The organism is Pseudonocardia sp. P-1, from assembly GCF_058111925.1.
The window spans coordinates 4,222,457-4,247,345 of the sequence record NZ_CM176614.1 but is presented as its reverse complement, the minus strand read 5'-3'; the positions used below and the strand labels follow the sequence as shown (position 1 = coordinate 4,247,345).

17 protein-coding genes are annotated in these 24,889 nt (G+C 73.2%); 9 read left to right on the top strand and 8 right to left on the bottom strand.

The features are described from left to right. Positions 1-37 precede the first annotated feature (37 nt). Entirely contained in the window at positions 38-775 is a 738-nt protein-coding gene (locus AC0GKK_RS20865) for a LuxR C-terminal-related transcriptional regulator (protein WP_062397435.1), read from the bottom strand. 269 nt (positions 776-1,044) lie between these two features. Here AC0GKK_RS20865 and AC0GKK_RS20860 point away from each other — a divergent pair, with 269 nt between their 5' ends. Beyond that, complete coding sequence (locus AC0GKK_RS20860) at positions 1,045-2,550, top strand: GAF domain-containing protein (RefSeq protein WP_312888792.1); 1,506 nt, start codon at positions 1,045-1,047, stop codon at positions 2,548-2,550. 14 nt (positions 2,551-2,564) lie between these two features. On the opposite strand, the gene AC0GKK_RS20855 is transcribed toward AC0GKK_RS20860, so the two are convergent. From AC0GKK_RS20855 to AC0GKK_RS20840, 4 genes are all read right to left on the bottom strand, one after another. Beyond that, a complete protein-coding gene (locus AC0GKK_RS20855; protein WP_489884044.1) occupies positions 2,565-6,326 on the bottom strand; it encodes an ABC transporter ATP-binding protein in 3,762 nt (1,253 codons plus the stop codon). Positions 6,327-6,698: 372 nt separating this feature from the next. Further along, complete coding sequence (locus tag AC0GKK_RS20850) at positions 6,699-7,559, bottom strand: hypothetical protein (protein ID WP_251784200.1); 861 nt, start codon at positions 7,557-7,559, stop codon at positions 6,699-6,701. Beyond that, a complete protein-coding gene (locus AC0GKK_RS20845) occupies positions 7,559-8,500 on the bottom strand; it encodes an ATP-binding cassette domain-containing protein (RefSeq protein WP_226369656.1) in 942 nt (313 codons plus the stop codon). The genes AC0GKK_RS20850 and AC0GKK_RS20845 overlap by 1 nt, the downstream gene beginning before the upstream one ends. Before the next feature lie 142 nt (positions 8,501-8,642). Further along, positions 8,643-9,242 (bottom strand): TetR/AcrR family transcriptional regulator, encoded by a 600-nt coding sequence (locus AC0GKK_RS20840; RefSeq protein ID WP_405415307.1) that lies wholly within the window; start codon positions 9,240-9,242, stop codon positions 8,643-8,645. A gap of 281 nt (positions 9,243-9,523) precedes the next feature. Between AC0GKK_RS20840 and AC0GKK_RS20835 the strand changes: the two genes are divergently transcribed. The 3 genes from AC0GKK_RS20835 to katG all read left to right on the top strand — a co-directional run bounded on the left by AC0GKK_RS20835 (position 9,524) and on the right by katG (position 13,840). Continuing rightward, positions 9,524-11,083 carry a long-chain-fatty-acid--CoA ligase gene (locus AC0GKK_RS20835; RefSeq protein WP_489882348.1) on the top strand — a complete coding sequence of 520 codons (1,560 nt, stop codon included), beginning with the start codon at positions 9,524-9,526 and terminating at the stop codon, positions 11,081-11,083. Positions 11,084-11,181: 98 nt separating this feature from the next. Continuing rightward, a complete protein-coding gene (locus AC0GKK_RS20830) occupies positions 11,182-11,601 on the top strand; it encodes a Fur family transcriptional regulator (protein WP_073578604.1) in 420 nt (139 codons plus the stop codon). Between the two features lie 25 nt (positions 11,602-11,626). Further along, the gene (gene katG / locus AC0GKK_RS20825) at positions 11,627-13,840 is read left to right on the top strand and encodes a catalase/peroxidase HPI (protein WP_489884043.1); all 2,214 of its coding nucleotides are present in this window, start codon (positions 11,627-11,629) and stop codon (positions 13,838-13,840) included. A 274-nt stretch (positions 13,841-14,114) separates the two neighbouring features. On the opposite strand, the gene AC0GKK_RS20820 is transcribed toward katG, so the two are convergent. Both AC0GKK_RS20820 and AC0GKK_RS20815 read right to left on the bottom strand, forming a co-directional pair. Continuing rightward, on the bottom strand, positions 14,115-14,822 hold the full coding sequence (locus AC0GKK_RS20820; protein ID WP_489882347.1) for an esterase/lipase family protein: 708 nt from the start codon (positions 14,820-14,822) through the stop codon (positions 14,115-14,117). Positions 14,823-14,865: 43 nt separating this feature from the next. After that, entirely contained in the window at positions 14,866-15,243 is a 378-nt protein-coding gene (locus tag AC0GKK_RS20815) for a DUF5997 family protein (protein ID WP_179761915.1), read from the bottom strand. 93 nt (positions 15,244-15,336) lie between these two features. Between AC0GKK_RS20815 and AC0GKK_RS20810 the strand changes: the two genes are divergently transcribed. After that, positions 15,337-15,954, top strand: a complete 618-nt coding sequence (locus tag AC0GKK_RS20810) for a LysR substrate-binding domain-containing protein (protein ID WP_308819471.1) — start codon at positions 15,337-15,339, stop codon at positions 15,952-15,954. A 68-nt stretch (positions 15,955-16,022) separates the two neighbouring features. On the opposite strand, the gene AC0GKK_RS20805 is transcribed toward AC0GKK_RS20810, so the two are convergent. Continuing rightward, positions 16,023-16,991, bottom strand: coding sequence for an acyl-CoA desaturase (locus AC0GKK_RS20805; RefSeq protein ID WP_073578549.1), 969 nt, complete (start codon positions 16,989-16,991; stop codon positions 16,023-16,025). A 120-nt stretch (positions 16,992-17,111) separates the two neighbouring features. Here AC0GKK_RS20805 and AC0GKK_RS20800 point away from each other — a divergent pair, with 120 nt between their 5' ends. The 4 genes from AC0GKK_RS20800 (at position 17,112) to AC0GKK_RS20785 (ending at position 24,862) form a co-directional block, all read left to right on the top strand. Next, positions 17,112-18,140, top strand: a complete 1,029-nt coding sequence (locus AC0GKK_RS20800) for an LLM class F420-dependent oxidoreductase (RefSeq protein WP_179761914.1) — start codon at positions 17,112-17,114, stop codon at positions 18,138-18,140. A 44-nt stretch (positions 18,141-18,184) separates the two neighbouring features. Next, positions 18,185-19,831, top strand: a complete 1,647-nt coding sequence (locus AC0GKK_RS20795) for a flavin-containing monooxygenase (RefSeq protein WP_405415298.1) — start codon at positions 18,185-18,187, stop codon at positions 19,829-19,831. A 186-nt stretch (positions 19,832-20,017) separates the two neighbouring features. Further along, positions 20,018-20,797, top strand: coding sequence for a hypothetical protein (locus AC0GKK_RS20790; protein ID WP_062397463.1), 780 nt, complete (start codon positions 20,018-20,020; stop codon positions 20,795-20,797). Between the two features lie 144 nt (positions 20,798-20,941). Further along, entirely contained in the window at positions 20,942-24,862 is a 3,921-nt protein-coding gene (locus AC0GKK_RS20785; protein WP_489882346.1) for a multifunctional oxoglutarate decarboxylase/oxoglutarate dehydrogenase thiamine pyrophosphate-binding subunit/dihydrolipoyllysine-residue succinyltransferase subunit, read from the top strand. Positions 24,863-24,889: the final 27 nt, after the last annotated feature.

Here is a 24,889-nt window from a genome sequence, read left to right as displayed (position 1 = left end):
CCGGGGCGGGCGCGTGCCTCGCCCCGGCCCGGCGGGATCAGACGATGCCCTGGCGGGCGGCGGTGTAGACGATCTCGGTGCGACGACGGACCTCGAGCTTGTCGCGCAGATTCCGCACGTGGAACTTCACGGTGGCCTCGGAGATCCGCAGCCGGGTCCCGATCTCGCGGTTGGACAGGCCGACGGCGAGCAGCCGCAGGACCTGGTTCTCGCGGTCGGTCAGCAGCGAGGTCTTGCAGAGGTCCGGCGTGGGCGACGGCGCCGGGTCGGTGTCGCGCAGCACCTGCAGCGGGCCGGCGCTCGCGGTGCCCGGGTCGAAGACACCCTCGCCGCGCAGGACCGTGCGCAGCGCCCGCACGATCTCGGCGGTGTCGGCACCCTTGCGCAGGTAGCCGTGGACACCCAGGCGGACGGTGCGCATCATCGAGTCGCGGTCACGGCAGCCGGTCAGCACGAGGATCTTCACCCCGCGGCAGCGCTCCAGCAGCGCGCGCACCAGGTCGAGGCCGGGCCGCTCGTCGCGGGCGAACTCGATGTCGACGATGATCGCGTCGGGGCGGGCGCGCTCGGCGGCCATCAGGGCGTCGCGCGGGGAGGCGGCCTCGCCGGCCGGAGCCAGGTCGGGCTCGGCGGTCAGCAGGGCGCGCAGCCCGTGCCGGACGACCGGCTCGGAGTCGACGACGAGTACCCGGGCCGCGCGGCGGATCACATCCGCGCCGTCGGCCCCGCGGCCGGCACGCAGATCGGTGGCCTCACGAACGGCTTCGAGCGTCATCGCTGTCCTCCGGTGGATCTGTTGCGTCATCGCAGGAACGCCACCCGGCGTCCCGATGCGGCAAACCGTAGGGAGCGCCACGTTGCCCCCACGTTGCGCGCGATCGAGCGACGTCGCATCCCGCCCCGGTCACGAGGGGTCGAGCCCCCGAGCAGCGGGTATGCTCACGACCCCGGGACGGTCCACCGATTCCGGGACGGTCCCGCGCCGGCGCGGGACATCACGTGGGAGCAGGGCACGACGTGCCCCCAGCCGTGACGGGAGGCGACGTGAGCGGAGCCGAGGGCGGGACGTCCCCCGAGGAGATGGTCGCCGACGCACATCGCCTGCGGCGCATCTACGACGACGGTCTCGGCGCCGGCGGTTCGGCGGGCACCCCCCGCCCGGTCGTCTCGGACTCGTGGCAGCGCAGCCTGGCCGCGCACGTCGACCCGGAGGGCCGACTCCCCCCGCTCATCTATCTCGCCGACGAGCTGAAGGAGGTCCGGACCGGCCACCCGCTGCACGCGGTGATGCCGCTGCTCCGTTCCACCCTCGTGAGCATCGCCGACGAGGCGATGCACGTGATGCTCGTGACCGACGCCGACGGCACCGTCCTGTGGCGCGACGGCGCGCACGGCCTGCTGCACTCCGCCGACGACGTCGGACTCGTCGAGGGCACCCGCTGGGCCGAGGAGACGATCGGCACCAACGCGATGGGGACGGCGCTGGCCGTCGACGAGCCGGTCCGGATCCACTCCGCCGAGCATCTCGTCCGCACCTACCACGACTGGACCTGCGTCGCGGCCCCCGTGCACGACCCCGACACCGGCGACACCATCGGCGCGATCGACATCTCCGGGCCGCTGCACACCGTGCACCCCGCGCTGGTGCAGCTGGTGACGGCGACCGCGCACCTCGCGGAGAACCAGCTGCGGGTGCGGCTGGCGATCGCCGACGAGCGGCTGCGGGTCAAGAACATGCCGCACCTCGCGGCGCTGCGCGGCTCCGAGGGCGCCCTGCTGTCCGCGAGCGGCCGGGTCATCGCCAGCGAGCCCTACGGCCTGTTCCCCGAGCGGATCCGGCTCGACGACGGCGTCGACCGGGTGCAGCTCGGCGACGGCCGGGAGATGGCCGTCGAGAGGCTGGCCGAGGGCTACCTGCTGGTGCCGCCGTCGCGGCGGCGCGGGCGCGTCGTCCCGACGGCGCCGACCGGTGCGCCCCGCCCGCTGGAGCTGCGCTTCACCGGCGGGGCCGGTCCGCGCGTCACCCTCGACGGCGAGGAGTTCGCCGCCACCCTGCGCCCGGCGGAGATCCTCACCGCGCTGGCGCTGCACCCCGACGGGCTCTCCGGCGAGCAGTTGACCCTGATGCTCTACGGCGAGGACGGCAACCCGACCACCGTCCGCGGCGAGATCCACCGGCTGCGGTCGTCGCTGGGCGCGGAGCTGCTGCTCACCCGCCCCTACCGGCTGGCGGCCGGGCCCCAGGCCGACTTCCTGCGGGTCCGCGCGGCGCTGCGCGACGGCCGGGTCTCCGACGCGCTCGACTCCTGCCACGGCGAGCTGCTGCCCCGCTCCGACGCGCCCGCCGTGCGCGAGCTGCGCGACGAGCTCGCGGTCGGGCTGCGGCACGCCGTGCTCGCCTCGGACGACGTCGCGCTCCTGCACCGCTTCGTCGTGCACCCGCTGGGGACCGACGACCTGGAGGCGCACGAGCTGCTGCTGGACCTGCTGGACCGGGACGACCCGCGCCGCGCCGCCGTCGCCGCACGGGCCGAGCACCTGCGGGACTGACCCCCGGGCCGCGCTCAGGTCTGTGCGGCCAGCGGGCTGTCCGGCTCGGGCTCCAGCTCTCCCGCGCGCCACAGGGCCGCGTAGCGACCGCCCGCGCGGACCAGCTCGTCGTGCGTGCCCTCCTCGGCGATCCGACCGCCGGACAGCACCACGATCCGGTCCGCCCGCCGCGCGGTCTGCAGCCGGTGGGCGACGACGAACGCGGTCCGCCGCGACGCCACCCGTTCCCCCGCCGCCAGCACGGTGGCCTCGGTGGCCGGGTCCAGTGCCGCGGTCGCCTCGTCGAAGATCAGGACGTCCGGGTCGACCAGCTCGGCCCGCGCCAGCGCGACGAGCTGCCGCTGCCCCGCCGACAGGCCCTGCCCCCGCTCCCCCACCGGGGTGCGGAACCCCTGCGGCAGCGACCGCACCAGGCCCAGCGCCCCGACCGCGCGGGCCGCGGCCTCGATCCGCTCCGGCGGGGCGTCCGGTCGGCCGTAGGCGATGTTCGAGGCGACGTCACCGGTGAACAGGTGCGCCTCCTGCGGGACCACCCCGAGCCGCGCGCGGTACCCGGCCAGCGGGAAGCGGCGCACGTCGACGCCGTCGACGCGGACCTGGCCGTCGCCGGTGTCGTAGAACCGGGCGATCAGCTTGATCAGCGTCGACTTGCCGGCTCCGGTCGCGCCCACCAGCGCGACGGTCTCGCCCGCCCCGACGCGCAGCGACACGTCGTCGAGGGCGGGGGCGTCCACCCCCGGGTAGCGGAACGTCACGTGGTCCAGCTCGACCTCGCCGCGCAGTCGCGGCGGCACGGGGGCCGGCCGCTCGGGCTCGTCCGGGACGGAGGTGGGCGTGCGCAGCAGCTCCGAGATCCGGTTCAGGCCGACCCGGGCCTGCTGGTAGCCGTCGAACACCTGCGACAGCTGCTGCACCGGGCCGAAGAACAGGGTCAGGTACAGCAGGAACGCGGTGAGCACGCCCGGGGTGATGTCCCCGCCGACGATGCGGGTCCCGCCGACGAACAGCACGACCGCCGTGGCGATGTCGGACAGGAACGCCACGAACGGGAAGTAGGTGGCGATGTAGCGCTGCGCGCGCAGCCGCGACCGGCGGTAGGCGTCGGAGCGCTCACCGAAGCGGTCGTAGCTCAGCTCCTCGCGGACGTAGGCCTGCGCGATGCGCACCCCGGACACGTTCTCCTGCAGGTCGGCGTTGACCACGCTGACCCGCTCGCGGGCCTCGGCGTAGGCGCGGGAGGAGAACCGGCGGAACACCACCGTGCCGACCGCGAGCAGCGGCAGCAGCCAGCCCAGCGCGTACAGCGCGAGCTGCGGGTCGGTGAGCACCAGCGCGGTCGCGACCCCGCCGATCGTCAGGAGGCTGACGACCGCCTGCGCCAGTCCGGTCTGCAGGAACGTGGACAGCGCGTCCACGTCGGTGGTCATCCGGGTCATGATCCGGCCGGACAGCTCGCGCTCGTAGAAGTCGAGGCCGAGCCGCTGCAGGTGCGCGTAGCTGCGCAGCCGCAGCAGGTAGAGCAGGCTCTCCCCGGCCCGGGCGGTGACCAGCGTCTGGAACCCGACGACGACCGCGTCCAGCACGACGATCAGCAGCCCGGCCAGCGCCGCCAGCAGCAGGACCCGGGTGGCGCCGTCGGCGATGCCGTCGTCGACGGCGATCCGGGCGATGCTGGGCAGGGCCAGGGTCGCCAGCGCGTCCGCGGTCATCAGCGCGACGCCGAGCATCAGCAGCCACCGCACGGGGCGCAGCAGCGAGGACAGCCGGAACGCGGGATCGGGGGCGGTCGGGTCGTCGTCGCCGCGCAGCCGGGGGGACTCCTTCGCCGGGGGCAGCTTCGCGACGGACTCGAGCAGCTCGGGGGTCGCGCTGATCCCACCGGCCCAGCCGGCCGCGCCGCCGCCGCCGTCGCGGGTCAGGGCCCGGTCCGGGTCCTCCTCGATGCTGACCCGCGGCCACAGCTCCGGGGTGACGGCCGGGCCCGCCGCTGCATCGGCGAGTACGCCGGTGCCGGTGCCGGGTGCCGCCTCGTGGGCGGCGGGCTCGCGGGTACCGCCGCCGAGCTCGTCGGCGGGGCCGGTGGCGAGCAGCTCCCGGAACAGCGCGCACCGGCCGCGCAGCTCGTCCTCGGTGCCGGTGTCGACGACCCGGCCCTTGTCCAGCACCGCGATCCGGTCGGCCAGCGCCAGGGTGGACCGCCGGTGCGCGACCAGCAGCGTGGTCCGCTCGGCGGTCAGTTCGTGCAGGGTCTCGTGGATCGCGGCCTCGGTCGCGGTGTCGACCGCGGAGGTCGCGTCGTCGAGCACGAGCACCCGCGGCCGGGTCAGCATCGCCCGGGCCAGCGCGATCCGCTGCCGCTGACCGCCGGACAGGGTCAGGCCGCGCTCGCCGACCTCGGTGTCGTAGCCGTCGGGCAGGTCCTCCACGAACGACGCCACCTGCGCGGCCTCGGCGGCGGCGCGGATCTCGTCCTCGCCGGCGTCGGGCCGGCCGTAGGCGATGTTGTTGCGGATGCTGTCGGAGAACAGGAACGCCTCCTCGAACACCACCCCCAGCTCGGCGCGCAGGTCGTGCAGCCGGAGGTCGCGCAGGTCCACCCCGCCGATCGCGAGACGCCCGGCCTGCGGGTCGTAGAAGCGGGGCAGCAGCAGGGCCACCGTCGACTTGCCCGAGCCGGGCGGACCGACCAGGGCGAGGGTCTCGCCGGGTTCGACGCGCAGGGAGAGCCCGTCCAGGACCGGATCGGGGGCGGCGTCGCCGTCCGGGCCGGAACCCGCGGGCTCGTAGCCGAACCGGACGTCGTCCAGCTCGACGGTCAGCGGGCCCTCGGGCAGCGCGGCCGGACGCTCCGGGTCGACGATCCCCGGTGCGGCGTCGACGATCTCGAAGACACGCTCCGCCCCGGCCCGGGTCAGCTGCGCGGTGACCACGAGCGCGCCGATCAGCCGGGCGGGCCCGACGAGCATCCCGACGTAGGTGGTGAACGCCAGGAACGTGCCGAGGTCGATCGTGCCGCGGGCGGCCATCCAGCCACCGACGCCGATCACCGCGACCTGTCCCAGCCCGGGCAGCGCGAGCAGCATCGGGTTGAGCCGCGCGGTCAGCCCGGCGGCCCGCAGCCGCTCGCCGTAGAGCCGGCGGGCCCGTCCCTCCAGCGTGGCGGTCTCGCGGGCCTCCTGTCCGAATCCCTTCACCACGCGCACGCCGGTGACGGTCTCCTCGACCTGCTGGGCGATCTCGGCGGCCCGTTGCTGCGCGGACCAGGTGGCCGGGAACAGCCTGCGCCGGATGCTGTTGGTCGCCAGGAACGCCAGCGGCAGCATGACCAGCGCGACCACGGTGAGCAGCGGCGACAGGTACAGCATCGCGACGATCGCGACGACCACCAGCACCACGGTGCCCGCCGACAGCGGCACCATCGACAGGAAGCCCTGCACCAGCTGCAGGTCGGAGATGGCCCGCGAGGCGACCTGGCCGGTGCGCAGCCGGTCCTGGCGGACGCCGTCCATGCGCTGCACCGCGCCGAACACCGCGCGCCGCAGGTCGTGCTGCACGTTCAGCGCCATCTTGCCGCCGAGGTAGCGGCGCACGAACGCACCGACGAACTTCAGCACGCCCAGCACCAGGAGCCCGCCGACGACCGGCGCGAGCACGCCGGTGTCCCCGCCGATCGCGCCGTTCACGCCCTCGCGGATCAGCAGCGGACCGATCGCCTCCAGCCCGACGCCGAGCATCGACGCGACGAGCGCACCGACGGTGACGCGGCGGTGCCGCATGCATGCCGTGGCCAGTCTGCGGATCCAGCCGGGGCGTGCGGAGGGGTGGGGAGAGGGCACGTCGCCAGGCTATGCCCGCCCCCCGACAACCGGCCCGGCGACGCCGCCCGGCGCGGGGCCGGCGGACACCCGCCGTCGACGACGGCCGCTCTCCCGCACCGCCCACCGGACTCCCGGCCACCGCCGCCCCTGCGCCGCCACCTCGTCGCTCCGGACCCGCGCCGTCGATCAGTACACGAGCGCAACCGGGAGCCGGGAGGACGACGCTCATGCGCTGATCGACAGGGCTACGGCGGTGCTCACCGCGCGAGGCGGCTCGGGAGCGGCGTCCCCTACGCACGGCAGCGCCGGGCCCGGGGCCGCCGGCTCGTCTCAGGTGATGTCCCGCCGCGCCCCGACGACGGCGGCCAGTGCGATCCCCGCGGCCGTCCAGACCGCCAGGACCAGCAGCCCGACCCAGCCGGGCGGCGGGGCGCTGACCCCGGCCAGGAACTCCAGGACGAACTGCGACTGCGCCCCCAGCCCGGCCGAGCTCACGACCGGCTCCCAGATCGCGAGGTCACCGGCGTTGCCGGGCAGGAACGGCGTCAGCCGGGCGAACACCGACGGGTCGCCGAGCGAGGACCCGTCGCCCGCGCGCAGTGCCCCGGCGATCAGGTTCTCCCCGATGAGCAGGTAGCCGACGGTGAGCGCGATCGCCCCGGCCTGGTTGGTCACCAGGGTCCCGACGGCGACGCCGAGGACCCCCCACAGCGCGCACACCAGGATGCCGATCGCGCCCAGCCCGGCGAGCCGCCCGAGGTCGGGCAGCTGCTGGCCGCCGAGCGCCGCACCGCCGAGCAGCGGACCGACCACGACGAGGAACAGCGCGTACAGCCCGGCGACGACGGCAGCGATCAGCGCCTTGGCCGCGAGCACCTGGCCACGGGACCCGGTCAGGTAGGCCAGCGTGACGGTGCGGTGCCGGAAGTCGCCGGTGCCCAGCAGCGTCCCGAAGGCGCCGCCGACGATCGCGGTCATGGTCAGCGCCGACGCCAGCCCGGCGAGCATCAGGATCGACGAGGTGTCGGTGGCCTGCGGCACGAGCAGCTGCAGGATGCTGCCGAGCAGGCTCTGGGCCAGCGCGAGCAGCAGCACCGGCAGGAACAGCAGCCACCACACCCGGGTGGACAGGGTCTTGCGGACCTCGGCGGTCAGGACCGCGCGGAAGCGGTCGAGGCTCACGGTCGCCATCAGCGCTGCTCCTCCCCGGCGAGCAGGCGCAGGAACATCTGTTCCAGCCCGGCCCGCTCCTCGCTCATGCCGTACACGGCGACGCCCGCGGCGAGCGCCAGGTCCCCGACGCGGACCGCGTCGGCCCCGCCGACGGCCAGCACGCCGTCGTCGACGCGGTCGATCTCGGTGATCCCGTCCGTGGCGAGCGCCTCGGCCAGCCGGGCCGGGTCCGCGGCGCGCACGAGCACCCGCGAGCCGTGGCCGGCGCGCAGCTCGGCGACGGTGCCGTCGAACCGGCAGGCACCACGGTCGATGACGACCAGGCGCTGCGCGGTCAGCTCCATCTCGGCCAGCTGGTGGGAGGAGACGAGCACACTGCGCCCGGACGCGGCGAAGGCCTGCAGGAACGAGCGCAGCCAGGCGATGCCGTCGGGGTCGAGGCCGTTGCCCGGCTCGTCGAGCACGAGGATGCGCGGGTCGCCGAGCAGCGCGACGGCCAGGGCCAGGCGCTGGTTCATGCCGAGCGAGAACCCGCCCGCCGAGCGGTCCGCGGCGGCGGCCAGGCCGACCAGCGTGAGGACCTCGTCGACCCGCGAGTCGGGGACGCCGATCGCGGCGGCCGCGGCGCGCAGGTGCGCACGCGCGGTGCGCCGCGGGTGCACGCCCTGGACCTCCAGGACCGCGCCGACCACGCGGCCGGGCGAGGTCAGCGCGGAGAACGGGACGCCGTCGACGAGCGCGCGCCCGGTGCTGGGCACGACCAGGCCGAGGATCATCCGCAGCGTCGTCGTCTTGCCCGAGCCGTTGGGTCCGAGGAACCCGGTCACCGAGCCGGGCTCGACGGTGAACGACAGGTCGTGCACGGCCTCGACCGGGCCGAACCTCTTGCCCAGACCCTCGACGACGATCCGCCCGCTCCCGGCCGCCGTCGCCGGGTCCGTGGACGCGGTCTCCTGCACTCCGGCCTCCCGCCGTTCTCGCGTCGCACCCCGGTTCGCACCGGGGCATCGCCTGGCGGCCATCCTCGCCCAGCCCGGGATCCCGCCGGGAGGCGGCCCCGGCGCGGGGTCGGCCCGACGGCGGCGGCCGGGACCACGACCGCTACGCGGTGGCGCGCACCGCCGCCTCGACCGCCGCGGCGAGGGTGTCCAGGTACGCGTCGTCGCACGCCGCCCCGGTGACCAGCACCCGGAACAGCAGCGGAGCGATCAGGAGGTCGACCGCGAGATCGACGTCCACCGACGGCGGGAGGTCCCCCCGCTCGACCGCCGCCCGCAGCATCTCCACGCCGACCTCCCGCCGGGGGCCGGCCACGTCCGCCTGCACCACCTCGGCGAGGGCCGGGGTGTGGCGGAGCTCGGCCAGCAGCGTCGGGACCACGTCCGCCACCACCGGGGCGGCCACCTGGTCACGCAGCTCCCCGAGCAGCTCCCGCAGGTCGCTGCGGAACGCGCCGGTCGACGGAGCGGGGGGCAACGTGTCGGCGACGGCCTGACGGACCAGGTCGGCCAGCATCTCCTGCTTCGACGACCAGCGGCGGTACAGCGCGGCCTTGCCCACCCCCGCACGCCGGGCGACGGCCTCCATCGACAGGCGGGCGTACCCGCACGCGGCCAGCTCGGCGAAGGTCGCGGACACGATCGCCTCGGTGACGCGGGGGCGCAGCACCGCTCCGCCGGTGGTGGCTCGTCGGACGGTCACACCCTCACCCTAGCGACCGACGGAACGCGTGCGTTCCGGCGACTGGTCGTCGACCGGCCACGTCGCCGACGGCACCCCGGCCGCGATCTCCTCCGTCGCGGTGGCGACCTCGTCGTGCGCCACCGCGACGACATCGGCCCCCTCGACCTGCGCCCGGCCTTCCCGCGCGCACCTGGGGTCCCGGGATCGGACCGATCCGGTCGGCACTGGCGCGAGACCGACGAAACGGACTTGAATGGCGTGCGTCACACGCTCAGCGACGAGCCCCGAGGAGCCACCCCGTGATCGACCCGACCAGCACCGTGTCCTCCCTGCTGCGCACCCACGCCACCGGGCGCCCGGACGACGAGGCCCTGCGCTTCGGCGACGTCCGCCGCACCTGGTCCGAGCTCGACGTCCGGGTGCGCAGGCTCGCGGCGGCCCTGCGCGCGGAGGGCATCGGCCCGGGCGACCGGGTCGCGGTGCTGGACCTCAACCACCCGTCGTGCCTGGAGCTGTCGCTGGCGTGCGCGTGGATCGGGGCGGCGAACGCGGTCGTGAACTTCCGGCTCGCCCCGCCGGAGATCGTCTACGTGATCGGCGACGCCCGGGCGCGGCTGCTGCTGGTCGGCCCGGAGTTCGCCGGGGCGGTCGGGCAGCTGCGGGAGAAGCTCACCGCGGTGGAGCGGGTGCTCCACGTGGGCGGGGACGCCGACGAGTACGAGGCGTTCCTCGCCGCGCACGAGCCGGACACCGACCCCTACGACGCCGGCCCCGGCGACTGCTTCGTACAGCTCTACACCTCGGGCACCACCGGGTTCCCGAAGGGCGCGATGCTCACCCACGGCGCGATGCTGGCGCACGCCGCGCACGTCGCCGCGGACTTCGAGCTGACGCCGACCGACGTCGTGCAGGTCGCGATGCCGCTGTTCCACGTCGGCGGGACCAGCTACGCCTTCCTCGCGCTCGCCCAGGGCGCGCGGATCGTGATGGCCCGGATGCCCGACCCGGCGGCGCTGCTGGACATGGTCGCCGCAGAGGGCATCACGCACACGTTCTGGGTGCCCGCGCTGATGGGCGCGATGACGCAGGTGCCGGGCGCGGCCGACCGCGACTACACGTCGCTGCGGGCCATCTCCTACGGCGCCTCGCCGATGCCGCTGCCGGTGATGCGGGCGTCGCTGGCGCTGTTCGGCCCGAAGCTGCACCAGGTCTACGGGATGGCCGAGGCCTGCGGCGTGGTCAGCTCACTGGGCCCGGAGGACCACGGGGACCCGGCCGTCGAGCACCGGCTGGTGTCGGCGGGCAGGCCGATCACCGGCTGCACGATCGAGGTGCGCGACCCGGCGACGGGCGAGCGGCTCGGCACGGACGAGCCCGGGGAGATCTGGGTGCGGACCGACCAGCTGATGAGCGGCTACTGGGACAAGCCGGAGGCGACGGCGGCGGCGATCACCCCGGACGGATGGCTGCGGTCCGGCGACGGCGGCCACATCGACGCCGACGGCTACGTCTACGTCACCGACCGGATCAAGGACATGATCGTCTCGGGCGGCGAGAACGTGTACCCGGCCGAGATCGAGCGGGTGCTCGCCGAGCACCCGACCGTCGGCGACGTCGCCGTCATCGGAGTGCCCGACGACCGGTGGGGCGAGGTCCCGAAGGCCTGCGTGGTGGCCGCGCCGGGGGCGACCGTCGACCCCGAGGAGCTGCTCGTTCACGCGCGGGCCCATCTGGCGTCGTTCAAGTGTCCGAAGACCGTCGACGTCCTGCCGGAGCTCCCCCGCAACCCGACCGGCAAGATCCTCAAGAAGGATCTCCGGGCACCGTTCTGGGCGGGCCGGGAGCGCAGCACCGTCTGACGTGGCGCCGGTCTCATACTGAGACACGCCGAAACTTGACCGACTCAAGAAAAACGGGCAGTCTCGCCGCCGTGTCGAACGCATCGGACTACGAGGGCATGCTGCGCGCGGCGTCGCTGCGCGTGACGCGTCCTCGCCTGGCCGTGCTGCAGGCGGTGCACTCCCACCAGCACGCGGACACGGAGTCGATCATCCGTGTCGTGCGGGAGGACCTCGGGGAGGTGTCGCACCAGGCCGTCTACGACGTCCTGCGTGCGCTGCACTCCTCCGGGCTGGTCCGCAGGATCCAGCCCACCGGTTCCGTCGCGCGGTACGAGGCGCGGGTCGGCGACAACCACCACCACGTGGTGTGCCGGTCCTGTGGCGCCATCGCCGACGTCGACTGCGCCGTCGGCTCCGCACCCTGTCTCACCGCCTCCGACGACAACGGCTTCGTGATCGACGAGGCCGAGGTCGTCTACTGGGGCCGGTGCCCCGACTGCTCATCCACTGATCCCGAGAGGATGTCCCGTGTCTGACGAGCACCCCACCGTCGAGAGCGAGATGAACCGCGAGCAGGACGGCGGTTGCCCCGTCGCCGCCGGCCGCATCGCGCACCCCACCGAGGGTGGCGGCAACCAGAGCTGGTGGCCGAACCAGCTCAACCTGAAGATCCTCCGCAAGCACGCCCCCGCCTCGGACCCGATGGAGCCGGACTTCGACTACGCGAAGGAGTTCGCGACCGTCGACCTGGACGAGCTCGCCCGCGACGTCGACGCCGTCATCACCACCTCGCAGGACTGGTGGCCCGCCGACCACGGCAGCTACGCCGGATTCTTCATCCGGATGGCCTGGCACTCGGCCGGCACCTACCGGACCTACGACGGCCGCGGCGGCGCCGGCGCCGGCATGCAGCGCTTCGCCCCGCTGAACAGCTGGCCCGACAACGGCAACCTCGACAAGGCCCGCCGGCTGCTGTGGCCGGTCAAGCAGAAGTGGGGCCGCAAGGTCTCCTGGGCCGACCTGATGGTCTTCGCGGGCAACCGCGCCCACGAGATCTCCGGCTTCCCGATGTTCGGCTTCGCCGGCGGCCGCGCCGACGTGTGGGAGCCCGACGAGGACGTCTACTGGGGCTCGGAGAACGTCTGGCTGGGCAACGAGGCGCGCTACGGCGGCAGCAAGGACTTCGCCCACCGCGAGCTGGAGAAGCCGCTCGGCGCGTCGAACATGGGTCTGATCTACGTCAACCCGGAGGGCCCCGACGCCAGCGGTGACCCGATCGCCGCGGCCCGCGACATCCGCGAGACCTTCGGCCGGATGGCGATGAACGACGAGGAGACCGCCGCGCTGATCGTCGGCGGGCACACCCTCGGCAAGACCCACGGCGCCGCCAACCCGGACGAGAACGGCAACGTCGGCCCCGAGCCGGAGGCCGCCGACATCACCGAGCAGGGCCTGGGCTGGAAGCAGAACTTCCGGTCCGGCAAGGGCCGTGACGCCATCACCTCCGGGCTCGAGGTCATCTGGACCCGGACCCCGAACCGGTGGAGCCACGACTACCTCAAGCACCTCTACGCCTACGAGTGGGAGCTGACCGAGTCCCCGGCGGGTGCCAAGCAGTTCATCGCCAAGGACGCCCCGGAGATCATCCCCGACCCGGAGCCCGGCTACCCGAACCGCAAGCCGACGATGCTGGTCACCGACGTCGCGATGCGGGTCGACCCGTCCTACGGCGAGATCACCCGCCGCTGGCTGGACAACCCGTCCGAGTTCGAGGACACCTACCGTCGCGCCTGGTACAAGCTGACCCACCGCGACATGGGCCCGAAGGAGCGCTACATCGGCGCCTGGGTGCCGCAGGAGGAGCTCCTGTGGCAGGACCCGGTCCCGGCCGTCGACCACCCGCTGGTGGACGCCGACGACGTCGCGTCGATCAAGGCGAAGGTGCTGGAGTCCGGCCTGTCGGTCACCGACCTGGTCAAGACCGCCTGGGCCGCGGCCTCGTCGTTCCGCCAGTCCGACAAGCGCGGTGGCGCCAACGGCGGCCGCATCCGCCTGGAGCCGCAGCTGCAGTGGGAGGTCAACGACCCCGACACGCTGCGCCAGGTCGTCTCGACGCTGGAGTCGCTCCGGTCCGACGTCAACGGCTCGCTCACCGGCGGCAAGAAGATCTCCTTCGCGGACCTGGTCGTGCTGGCCGGTGCCGCCGCGGTGGAGAAGGCCGCCAAGGACGCCGGGCACGACATCACCGTCCCGTTCGTCCCGGGCCGCACCGACGCCACCCAGGAGAAGACCGACATCGAGTCGTTCTCCTACCTGGAGCCCACCGCCGACGGCTTCCGCAACTACCGCGGCAAGGGCCACACCCTGCCCGGCGAGTTCCTGCTCGTCGACCGCGCGAACCTGCTCGGCGTCTCCGCCCCGGAGATGACCGTGCTGGTCGGCGGCCTGCGTGTGCTGGGCGCCAACACCGGCGGGTCGACGGCCGGCGTGTTCACCGACAAGGTCGGCACGCTGACCAACGACTTCTTCACCAACCTGCTGGGCTCCGACGTCCAGTGGCGTTCGGTCGCCGGTGACGACGACTCCTTCGAGGCCGTCGACGCCTCCGGGAACGTGAAGTGGACCGGCACCCGTGCCGACCTGGTCTTCGGGTCGAACTCCGAGCTGCGCGCCGTCGCCGAGGTCTACGCCTCCGACGACGCGAAGGAGAAGTTCGTCCGTGACTTCGTCGCCGCGTGGGACAAGGTCATGATGGCCGACCGCTACGACGTCTGATCGTCGCGTAGCAGCGCGTCACGACGCCCGGGCCGGGTCACCGGTCCGGGCGTCGTCGTGTCCGGGCCCTCGCCGACACCTCCGTCGAGACGCAGCTGAAGGCTTGCGGCGCGCCCCCGCACGACCCTGAGTCGCCTATCGACGCTTTCCGGACGCCGAGATGCAGCTCAGCGGGCTGGGGAGATCCACAACTCCCGCTGAGCTGCATCTCGGCGTTCGACCCGCGGCCCGGCACCCCTGGCAGAGTGCCGGCGGCACGCACCGAGGCAGCGGGTCACCCCAGCCCGTCGAGCACCCCCGCGAGCCCCGAGGGCTCGGACAGCATCGGCCAGTGCCCCGTCGGGAGCGCGACGATCGTCCACTCCGGACCGCCCATCTCCGCGAACCCGGGTGCGCCCGCGTCGATCAGCTCCCGGACGTCGTCGGGAGCGAAGCTGCAGGCCACGACGGTCTTGGGCAGCGAGGGGTCGGGCGTCCCGCGACGCGCGCCGGTGAGCACCACCCCGGGCGGCTCGGCCACCGAGCGGGCACGGACGTCGTCGAACACGGCGTCCGGGACGCCGGCGGTGCTGCTGCCGGCGGCGTCGAGCTCGGCACGGGCCGGCATCGGCAGCGCGCCGTGCCCGGCGAGGGTCGCCCGGGTCGCGGCCTGCGCGTCGGGCGGGGTGAAGTCGATCTGTGCGACGCCGTCGGGCAGCGGTCCGGTGTCGACGAACACGAGGTGCGCGAGCCGGCCCCGGGCGCGCTCGGCCACCGCGGCGCAGACGGGGCCCGCACCGCTGTGGGCGATCAGGACGACCGGGTCGCCCGCGTCCCCGAGTGCGGTGAGCACCTCGTCGACGCGGGTCTCCGCGGTCGCACCGGGCTCGTGGCCGAGGTCGAGCGCGGCCACGTCGTGCCCGCGGGCGCGCAGGTCGTCCGCGACCGCGCTCCACGCCGTCGCGTCGATCCAGAAACCGGGGACCAGGAGGTAGCTCGTCATGCCACGAGCCTGGCGGCGGACGAGGACGGTTCCGGTCCTCGACCTACTTCTTCTGCTGCTGCGCCTTCAACCGTGCAGCCTCGCGCTGGCTCTCGGCGCGGGTGGCGCGCTCGCGCGCGAGCCACTCCGGCTCCTCGGACTTGATCACGGCGATCTGCTCGGTGGTCAGCGGCTCGGTGATCCCGGCGCGGGCGAGCCCCGAGATCGACACCCCGAGCCGGTCCGCGACGACCGGGCGCGGGTGCGGCCCGGTGGTGCGCAGCTCGCGCAGCCACTCCGGCGGGTCGGCCTGCAGGGCGTCGAGCTCGTCGCGCGAGACGACCCCCTCGCGGAAGTCGGCCGGCGTGGCGTCGAGGAGCACGCCGAGCTTCTTCGCCGCGGTCGCGGGCTTCATCGTCTGTGCGGACCTCTGGCGCGTCATGTCACCAGGCTATGCGGCTAGCCTCGACCGGTGACCGCCACGTCCTTCCACCTCGGCTACGTCCCGGGCGTCACCCCCGGCAAGTGGACCCGGATGTGGGCCGAGCGCCGCCCCGGAGTCCCCCTGGAGCTGCACACGGTGACCGCCGCCGAGGCCGCGGACCTGGTCCGCGCGGGCACGGTGGACGCCGCCGTCGCCCGGCTGCCGATCGACCGGACCGGGCTGCACGCGATCCCGCTCTACACCGAGACCACCGTGGTGGTCGTCCCGAAGGAGCACGTGGTGACCGCGGCCGACGAGGTGACCGTCGCCGACCTGGCCGACGAGATCGTCCTGCGCACCGGCGACGACACGCTCGACTGGCCCGACGGGCCGCCCGGCCGGGCCGCGGAGTACGCCCCGCCGACGACGGCCGAGGCGGTCGAGATCGTCGCCGCGGGGGTCGGGGTGCTGGTCGTCCCGCAGTCGCTGGCCCGGCTGCACCACCGCCGGGACCTCACCTACCGGCCGCTGGTCGACGCCCCGGGGTCCGGCGTCGCGCTGACCTGGCCGGACGCGGAGAACAGCGACCTCATGGAGGAGTTCATCGGGATCGTGCGCGGCCGCTCGGCGCACAGCACCCGGACCCGCCGCAGCGAGCCCCCGGCCGCGCCGGCACCGCGCCCCCCGTCGACGGCGGGGAGGCGGCGACCGGCCCGGCGTCGCCGCTAGGGCCCCGGACACGACGACGCCCCCGGTGCACGGGGCACCGGGGGCGTCGGACGTATGACGCGGAGGGGTCAGGCCGCGGTGGCGGCCGGCTTCTTCGAGAGCTTCTCGAGGCGGCGCGTGGTGGGCCAGCGGACCGCGGTCGCCCAGCCGAGCTTCTCGAAGCCCCGGATGACGACGGCCGAGATGTCGATCTGGCCCTTCTTCACACCATGCCGGGCGCAGGTCGGGTCGGCGTGGTGCAGGTTGTGCCAGGACTCGCCGAAGGACAGGACCGCCAGCCACCAGACGTTGGCGGACTTGTCACGGGAGGCGAAGGGGCGCTCGCCCCAGATGTGGCAGATCGAGTTGATCGACCAGGTGACGTGGTGCAGCACCGCGACGCGAACCAGGCCGGCCCAGAAGAACGCGGTGAACGCGCCCCACCAGGACATGGTGACCAGGCCGCCGACGAGCGCCGGGCCCGCCAGGCTGAACACGACGATCAACGGGAACGCCTTCTCCACGCGCATCATGTCGCGGTCGGTGAGCAGGTCCGGGGCGAACCGCTTCATGTTCGTGAGGTCGCGGTTGAAGATCCAGCCCATGTGCGAGTGCCAGAAGCCCTTGACCAGCGCCTTCGCGCCGGTGCCGTAGAGCCACGGCGAGTGCGGGTCGCCCTCCTTGTCGGAGAACGCGTGGTGCCGGCGGTGGTCGCCGACCCAGTCGAGCACGCTGCCCTGCAGCGAGATGCTGCCGGCGATCGCCAACGCGATCCGCAGCGGCCGGTTCGCCTTGAACGAGCCGTGGGTGAAGTAGCGGTGGAAACCGACCGTCACGCCCAGGCCGCTGACCAGGTAGAAGACGACGAACAGCGCGACGTCGACCCACCCGAGGCCCCAGCCCCACGCGAGCGGGACGGCGGCGAACAGCGCGAGCGTCGGGAGGACGACGAACAGTCCGACCAGGAACATCGCGCCGGGCGGGCGCTGCCCGTCGACGATCGGCGCGGGCGTCCGCTTCGCGGACGTGCTGCGGGGAGGTGCGGCCTCGAGCGTCATGCGTCCCACTGTCGCGGAACCCGTACCCCGCGGGCAGTGCGGTTAACCCCCCTGTTGGGATTCGGGTTCCGCCCCGGTCCGGGCTTGACCGACGAGTAACTTGTGAGTACTGAACGGGGAGTGAAGCTCTCCACCGTCCTCCCCTACGGCGACGACCCGATCCGCAACGCGGACGCCGTCACCGACATGGAACGCGCCGGCCTCGACGTCGTCTGGGCCGCCGAGGCCTACTCCTTCGACGCCGTCTCCGTGCTCGGCTACCTCGCCGCACGCACCGAGCGGCTCGAGATCGGCTCGGCGATCCTGCCCATCTACTCGCGCACCCCGACCCTGACCGCGATGACCGCGGCCGGCCTCGACGCCCTGTCCGACGGCCGGTTCAGCCTCGGCCTCGGCGCATCCGGCCCGCAGGTCATCGAAGGCTTCCACGGCGTCGCCTACGACAAGCCGATCGGGCGCACCCGGGAGATCATCGAGATCTGCCGCAAGGTCTGGAAGCGGGAGGAGAAGCTCACCAACGACGGGCTCTACCCGATCCCGCTGCCCGGAGGAACCGGCCTCGGCAAACCGCTGAAGATCATCAACCACCCCAAGCGCGCCGACATCCCGATCTGGGTGGCCGCGCTGGGCGAGAAGAACCTGCAGATGACCGCCGAACTCGCGAACGGCTGGCTGCCGCACGTCGTGCTGCCGGAGAAGATCCAGGAGGTCTTCGGGCCCGCCCTCGAGGCCGGCTACGCCAAGCGCGCCCCCGAGCTGGGCCCCCTGCAGATCACCGGCGGCGGGATCGTCGCGCTCGAGGAGGAGTTCTTCGAACCGGCCCGCCAGGCCGCCCGCGGCCTCTACGCGCTCTACATCGGCGGCATGGGCGCGCGCGGCAAGAACTTCTACAACACCGTCTTCGCCAAGCAGGGCTACGCCGACGCGGCGAAGACCGTGCAGGACCTCTACCTGGACGGGAAGAAGGAGGAGGCCATGGCCGCGCTCCCGGACGACTTCATCGACAAGGTCACCCTGATCGGCTCCGAGGGCCACGTCCGCGAGCGGATCGCGGCGCTGCAGGAGAACGGGATCACCCACCTGCACGTGAACCCGATGACCGACGACGTGAACCACACGTTCGAGAAGCTCAAGACCTGGATGTCCTAGGTCCGGGCTTGCCGGGCCCGCGCGGGCGTGCTCATCTGGGTGACATGGTCGACAGCGCTGTTGGTCAGGACGTCGCCCCCGAGGAGTTCGACGCGGTCGTGGTCGGAGCCGGGTTCGCCGGGCTCTACATGCTGCACCGTCTGCGCGGGCTCGGGATGTCCGCCGTCGTGCTGGAACGCGCCGACGGCGTCGGCGGGACCTGGTACTGGAACCGCTACCCGGGCGCGCGGTGCGACTCGGAGAGCTACTACTACTGCTACTCCTTCGACTCCGCGCTGGAGCAGGAGTGGACCTGGACCGAGCGCTACCCGCGCCAGCCGGAGATCAGGGCCTACCTCGACCACGTCGCCGACCGGTTCGACCTCCGCCGTGACATCCGGCTCTCGACCACCGTCACCGGGGCCCGCGCCGACGCCGACGGCCGGGGCTGGACCGTGTCCGTCGAGGACGGCCCCGACCTGCGCTGCCGGTTCCTCGTCACCGCGGTCGGCTGCCTGTCCGCGGCGAACGTGCCGGACCTGCCGGGCCTGGACGACTTCGCCGGGCGCTGGTTCCACACCGGCAGCTGGCCGCACGGCGGCGTCGACGTCGCCGGGCGGCGGGTCGGCGTCGTCGGCACCGGCTCGACCGGGATCCAGGCGATCCCGGTGCTGGCCGAGCAGGCCGCGCACCTGACCGTCTTCCAGCGCACCCCGAACTACTCGATCCCGGCCCGCAACGGCCCGCTGACCGAGGACGAGTCGCGCGCCTACAAGGCCGACTACGACCACATCCGCGAGATCCAGGCCGGATCCACCAACGGGCACCCGTTCACGATCGACGACCGCTCCGCCCTCGACGACCCCGACGACGAGCGCGAGCGCGTCTACCGGGCCGCCTGGGAGCGCGGCGGGCTGCGGTTCCGCGCGGCCTACCGGGACCTGCTCGCCGACGAGGCCGCCAACGCCACCGCCTCGGAGTTCATCCGCGACCGGATCCGGGAGGTCGTCGAGGACCCGGCCACCGCCGAGGCGCTGCTCCCGCACGACCACGGCTTCGCCACCAAGCGCCCGCCGATCGACACCCACTACTTCGAGACCTACAACCGCGACGACGTGACGCTCGTCGACGTCCGGGCCGACCCGGTCGAGGCCGTCGAGCCGGGTGGCCTGCGGCTGCGTTCGGGCGCGCTGCACGAGCTGGACGACCTGGTGTTCGCCACCGGCTTCGACGCGCTGACCGGTCCGCTGCTGCGGCTGGACCCGGTCGGCCCGGACGGCACCGCGCTGAGCGACGCCTGGCGCGAGGGCCCCCGGACCTACCTGGGACTGGCCGTGTCCGGCTTCCCGAACCTGTTCACCGTCACCGGGCCGTTCAGCCCGTCGGTGCTCACGAACATGCCGACCTCGATCGAGCAGCACGTCGACTGGATCGCCGGCTGCCTGGCACACCTGCGCGCGACCGGCCGGGACCGGATCGAGGCCGACCCGGCCGCCGAGCGCGACTGGGGCGAGCACAACCGGGCCGCCGCCGACGCGACACTGCTGCCGCGGGCCGCGTCGTCCTGGTACCTGGGCGCGAACGTGCCGGGCAAGCCGAGCGTGTTCATGCCCTACGCCGGCGGGTTCGCCCGCTACGCCGCGACCTGCGCCGACGTCGCCGCCGACGGCTACCGCGGGTTCCGGCTGTCCGGCCGCGGCCCGGCCGCGTGAGCACCACGTCACCCCCCGACGAGGGGACCTGCGGCATTGCGCCGTTCGGCCCAGTACCGGGGGGTCGCGTCACGGCTCGTAGGCAGGGCGTAGAGAATGTGTGACGTCATCCACGGTTCACGGCGCCCCGGGCAACCCCTGCCGGGGCACCCGCGACAGGACTCGCGACATGACGAGGAGCCCGACTTGCTGGAGCTCGCCATCCGGACCTCCGACGAGCCGATCTCCCCCGGTCAGTACCGGCACACGGCGACGCACGCCTGGTGGATGGGGACCTGCTTCGCCCGCGACGAGCTCTGCGTCCACTACAGCGAGCACCTGCTCCAGCAGTGGACCCCGCTCGACCCGGCCCAGGACTGGCTGCTCGACCGCGAGCTGACCGGCCGCGTGCACTGGCTGTCCGGCGACGGCGCCGCCGCGATCGAGGACGGCTTCGACATCGCCGACCAGTGGCCCACCGGCCGCTTCCGCGCCCCGCACGGCGACTTCTACGCCGCGCTCCACGGCCACCGGCCCGCCGCGAAGGTCGGCTCGTGGGCCAACCCCACCGAGGCGTTCCTCGCGGGCCTGCCCCGCGACCCGGCCGCGATGCTGGACCGGCTGATCGCCGACAGCCCGCCGGGCCGCGGCTACACCGGCCCGTTCCCCAGCGCGGTCGACGCGCTGCGGACCTGCCGGGTCCCCGCCGAACTGCGCGCGGTGCTCTACGCCGCGCTGCGCCGGATGCCGGCCGTCTCCCTCGGCGAGACCGACAACCTCGACGGCGAGCGGCACCCCACCCTCGTCCACGACGACGGGCCGGTCCGCACCGAGCTGCTGATCTCCCCCGTCGACGGGCAGTACGCCGGCGAGCGCGACACCGTCCGCCGCCCGGCCCGCGTCGGCCCGCCGGTCGGGACGGTCGTCGCCGAGACGGCGACGCAGACCGCGGTGGTCGGCGTCCTCGGGTCCCCGCCCGGCTTCTGAATCGTGCCGCTCGCCGTCCGCGTGCGGTCGATCACGAAACGATCACGAAGTGGGACCCGGCACACTGCCCGGTCTCGCGCCGAGGGGACTAACCTGGTAGCCGGTCGCGACAAATCGAGCAGCTATCAAGGCGGTTGACGCAGAGTGTCATCGAGCAGTACCTCCCATCAGGCGAGCGACTTCGGTCCGAACGAGTGGCTCGTCGAGGAGATGTACCAGCGCTTCCAGGAGGACCCGTCGGCCGTGGACCCGGCCTGGCACGAGTTCTTCGCCGACTACGGCAAGGACGGTGAGAAGGCCTCCTCGTCGTCCGTCGGGACCGAGGTGCCGGCCGACACCTCCGCCGGCAACGGGTCCGCCCCGGCGGCCTCCTCGGGTGGGGTCACCCGAGGTGCGGCCACCGAGGACGACCAGGGCAGCGGGAGCGGCACGGAGACCGGCGCGGCCGGCTCCGGCGACGCCCCGGCCCAGAAGGCCGTGACGAACGGCGGGAAGGCCGGCGGCAAGGGCACCGCCACCTCCCGCGACGTCCCGCCGCCGGTCACCCCGAAGGCCGAGCCGCCGCCCGCCGAGGAGCGCCTGCGCACCGCGAGCGCACCGGCCCCGGCGTCGTCGTCGAACGGGACACCGGCCAAGCCCGCCGCGGGCAGCGGTTCCAAGGCCGCGAAGCCGGCGCAGGACGGGGGTGGCGCGACCACCACCCCGCTGCGCGGTGCCGCGAACGCCATCGCCAAGAACATGACCGCCTCGCTCGAGCTGCCCACGGCGACGAGCGTGCGTGCGGTGCCCGCCAAGCTGCTCGCCGACAACCGCATCGTCATCAACAACCACCTCAAGCGCACGCGCGGCGGGAAGCTGTCGTTCACGCACCTGATCGGCTACGCGCTGGTCCGGGCGCTGACCGACTTCCCGAACATGAACCGGCACTTCGCCGAGACCGACGGCAAGCCCTCGGTCGCGACGCCGGAGCACGTGAACCTGGGCCTGGCGATGGACATGCCGGGCAAGGACGGCAGCCGCTCGCTGATCGTCGTGTCGATCAAGGGCTGCGAGAACATGTCGTTCGCGCAGTTCTGGCAGGCCTACGAGGGCATGGTCCGCAAGGCCCGTGACGGCAAGCTGACCGCCGACGACTTCGCGGGCACCACGATCAGCCTGACCAACCCCGGCACGCTTGGCACCAACCACTCGGTGCCGCGGCTGTCGGTGGGCCAGGGCGCGATCGTCGGCGTCGGCGCGATGGAGTACCCGGCCGCCTTCCAGGGCGCGTCGGAGGAGCGGCTCGTCGAGCTCGGCATCTCCAAGATCATCACGCTGACCTCGACCTACGACCACCGGATCATCCAGGGCGCCGAGTCCGGCGACTTCCTGCGCCGGATCCACCAGCTGCTCCTCGGCGAGGACGGCTTCTACGACGACATCTTCGCCTCGCTGCGGGTGCCGTACGAGCCGGTCCGCTGGGTGCAGGACTTCCCCGAGGGCGAGGTCGACAAGACCGCCCGCGTGCTGGAGCTGATCGAGTCCTACCGGACCCGTGGCCACCTGATGGCCGACACGGACCCGCTGAACTACCGCCAGCGCCGGCACCCCGATCTCGACGTCCTCAGCCACGGCCTGACCCTGTGGGACCTCGACCGCGACTTCGCGGTCGGCGGGTTCGGCGGGCAGAGCCACATGAAGCTGCGCGACGTGCTCGGCCTGCTGCGCAACTCCTACTGCCGCACCATCGGCACGGAGTACATGCACATCGCCGACCCCGAGCAGCGCAAGTGGCTCGAGGAACGCATCGAGGTCGCGCACGTCAAGCCGGACCCCTCGGAGCAGAAGTACATCCTGTCCCGGCTGAACGCGGCCGAGGCCTTCGAGACCTTCCTGCAGACCAAGTACGTCGGGCAGAAGCGGTTCTCGCTGGAGGGCGGCGAGACCGTCATCCCGCTGCTCGACGCCGTGCTGGACAAGGCCGCCGAGCGCGAGCTCGACGAGGTCGTCATCGGCATGCCGCACCGTGGCCGGCTCAACGTGCTGGCCAACATCGTCGGCAAGCCGATCAGCCAGATCTTCCGCGAGTTCGAGGGCAACCTTGACCCGGGCCAGGCGCACGGTTCCGGCGACGTGAAGTACCACCTCGGTGCCGAGGGCAAGTACTTCCGCATGTTCGGCGACGGCGAGACCGCGGTCTCGCTGACCGCGAACCCGTCGCACCTGGAGGCCGTGGACCCGGTGCTGGAGGGCATCGTCCGCGCGAAGCAGGACCTGCTCGACAAGGGCGACGGCGGCTTCACCGTGCTGCCGGTGCTGATGCACGGCGACGCGGCCTTCGCCGGTCAGGGCGTCGTGGCCGAGACGCTGAACCTCGCGCTGCTGCGCGGGTACCGCACCGGCGGGACCGTGCACGTCGTCGTCAACAACCAGGTCGGGTTCACCACCGCGCCGGAGCACTCGCGCTCCTCGCAGTACTGCACCGACGTCGCGAAGATGATCGGCGCGCCGGTCTTCCACGTGAACGGCGACGACCCGGAGGCCTGCGTCTGGGTCGCCAAGCTGGCCGTGGAGTACCGCCAGCGCTGGAACAACGACGTCGTGATCGACATGATCTGCTACCGGCGCCGGGGCCACAACGAGGGCGACGACCCCTCGATGACCCAGCCGTCGATGTACGACATCATCGACGCCAAGCGCAGCGTCCGGAAGATCTACACCGAGTCGCTGATCGGCCGTGGTGACATCACCATGGAGGAGGCCGAGCAGGCGCTCAAGGACTTCTCCAACCAGCTCGAGCACGTCTTCAACGAGGTGCGCGAGCTCGAGAAGACCCCGCCGGTGATCTCGCCGTCGATCGAGTCCGAGCAGCTCGTCCCGTCCGACCTCGACACCTCGGTCCCGCTCGAGGTCGTCCACCGGATCGGCGACGTGCACGCCAACCTCCCCGAGGGGTTCGCCGTGCACAAGCGGGTCGAGCCCGTGCTGCGCAAGCGCGAGAAGATGTCCCGCGAGGGCGACGTCGACTGGGCCTTCGCCGAGCTGCTCGCCATCGGCTCGCTGGCGATGGACGGCCGGCTGGTCCGGCTGTCCGGTCAGGACTCGCGTCGCGGCACCTTCGTGCAGCGGCACTCGGTCCTGATCGACCGGCACACCGGTGCGGAGTACTTCCCGCTGCGCAACCTGGCCGAGGGGCAGGGCCGGTTCCTGCCCTACGACTCGGCGCTCTCGGAGTTCGCCGCGGTCGGCTTCGAGTACGGCTACTCGGTCGCCAACTCCGACGCGCTCGTCATGTGGGAGGGCCAGTTCGGCGACTTCGTCAACGGCGCCCAGTCGATCATCGACGAGTTCATCTCCTCCGGCGAGGCCAAGTGGGGCCAGCTCTCCGACGTCGCGCTGCTGCTGCCGCACGGCCTGGAGGGCCAGGGCCCCGACCACAGCTCCGGGCGCATCGAGCGCTTCCTGCAGCTGTGCGCCGAGGGCTCGATGACCGTCGCGCTGCCGTCGGACCCGGCGAACTACTTCCACCTGCTGCGCCAGCACACCCTCGACGGGGTGCGCCGGCCGCTGGTGGTCTTCACGCCGAAGTGGATGCTGCGAGCCAAGCAGGTCGTCAGCCCGCTGTCCGACTTCACCGAGGGCCGGTTCCGCCCGGTCATCGACGACCCGGAGCACGCCGGCAAGGGCGACACCGTCTCCGGTGTGAAGCGGGTGCTGTTCTGCTCCGGCAAGATCTACTGGGAGCTGGCCGCGGCCCGCGACAAGCGCCGCAAGAACGGCGACACCACGGTGGACGAGGCCGCGCTGGTCCGCGTCGAGCGGCTCTACCCGATGCCGGCCGAGGAGATCGCCGCCGTCCTCGAGCGCTACCCCGAGGCCGCCGGTGACGTCCGCTGGGTCCAGGAGGAGCCGGCCAACCAGGGCTCGTGGCCGTACTACGGCCTGGAGCTGCCGCAGAAGCTGCCCCAGCTGCAGGGCAGCTTCACCCGGGTGTCCCGGCGCCGGATGGCGGCCCCGGCCGCCGGCTCGTCGAAGGTGCACGAGGTCGAGCAGGCCGAGCTGATCGACAAGGCGTTCGCCCGGTAACACCACGCACGACGACGGCCCGGTCGG

Bases quoted from the DNA above. Each gene is read 5' to 3' on its own strand.
- AC0GKK_RS20820 (WP_489882347.1), bottom strand. From the start codon at position 14,822: ATGACGAGCTACCTCCTGGTCCCCGGTTTCTGGATCGACGCGACGGCG.
- AC0GKK_RS20850 (WP_251784200.1), bottom strand. From the start codon at position 7,559: ATGGCGACCGTGAGCCTCGACCGCTTCCGCGCGGTCCTGACCGCCGAG.
- katG (WP_489884043.1), top strand. From the start codon at position 11,627: ATGAACCGCGAGCAGGACGGCGGTTGCCCCGTCGCCGCCGGCCGCATC.
- AC0GKK_RS20830 (WP_073578604.1), top strand. From the start codon at position 11,182: ATGCTGCGCGCGGCGTCGCTGCGCGTGACGCGTCCTCGCCTGGCCGTG.
- AC0GKK_RS20855 (WP_489884044.1), bottom strand. From the start codon at position 6,326: ATGCGGCACCGCCGCGTCACCGTCGGTGCGCTCGTCGCGTCGATGCTC.
- AC0GKK_RS20805 (WP_073578549.1), bottom strand. From the start codon at position 16,991: ATGACGCTCGAGGCCGCACCTCCCCGCAGCACGTCCGCGAAGCGGACG.
- AC0GKK_RS20795 (WP_405415298.1), top strand. From the start codon at position 18,185: ATGGTCGACAGCGCTGTTGGTCAGGACGTCGCCCCCGAGGAGTTCGAC.
- AC0GKK_RS20865 (WP_062397435.1), bottom strand. From the start codon at position 775: ATGACGCTCGAAGCCGTTCGTGAGGCCACCGATCTGCGTGCCGGCCGC.
- AC0GKK_RS20815 (WP_179761915.1), bottom strand. From the start codon at position 15,243: ATGACGCGCCAGAGGTCCGCACAGACGATGAAGCCCGCGACCGCGGCG.
- AC0GKK_RS20810 (WP_308819471.1), top strand. From the start codon at position 15,337: ATGTGGGCCGAGCGCCGCCCCGGAGTCCCCCTGGAGCTGCACACGGTG.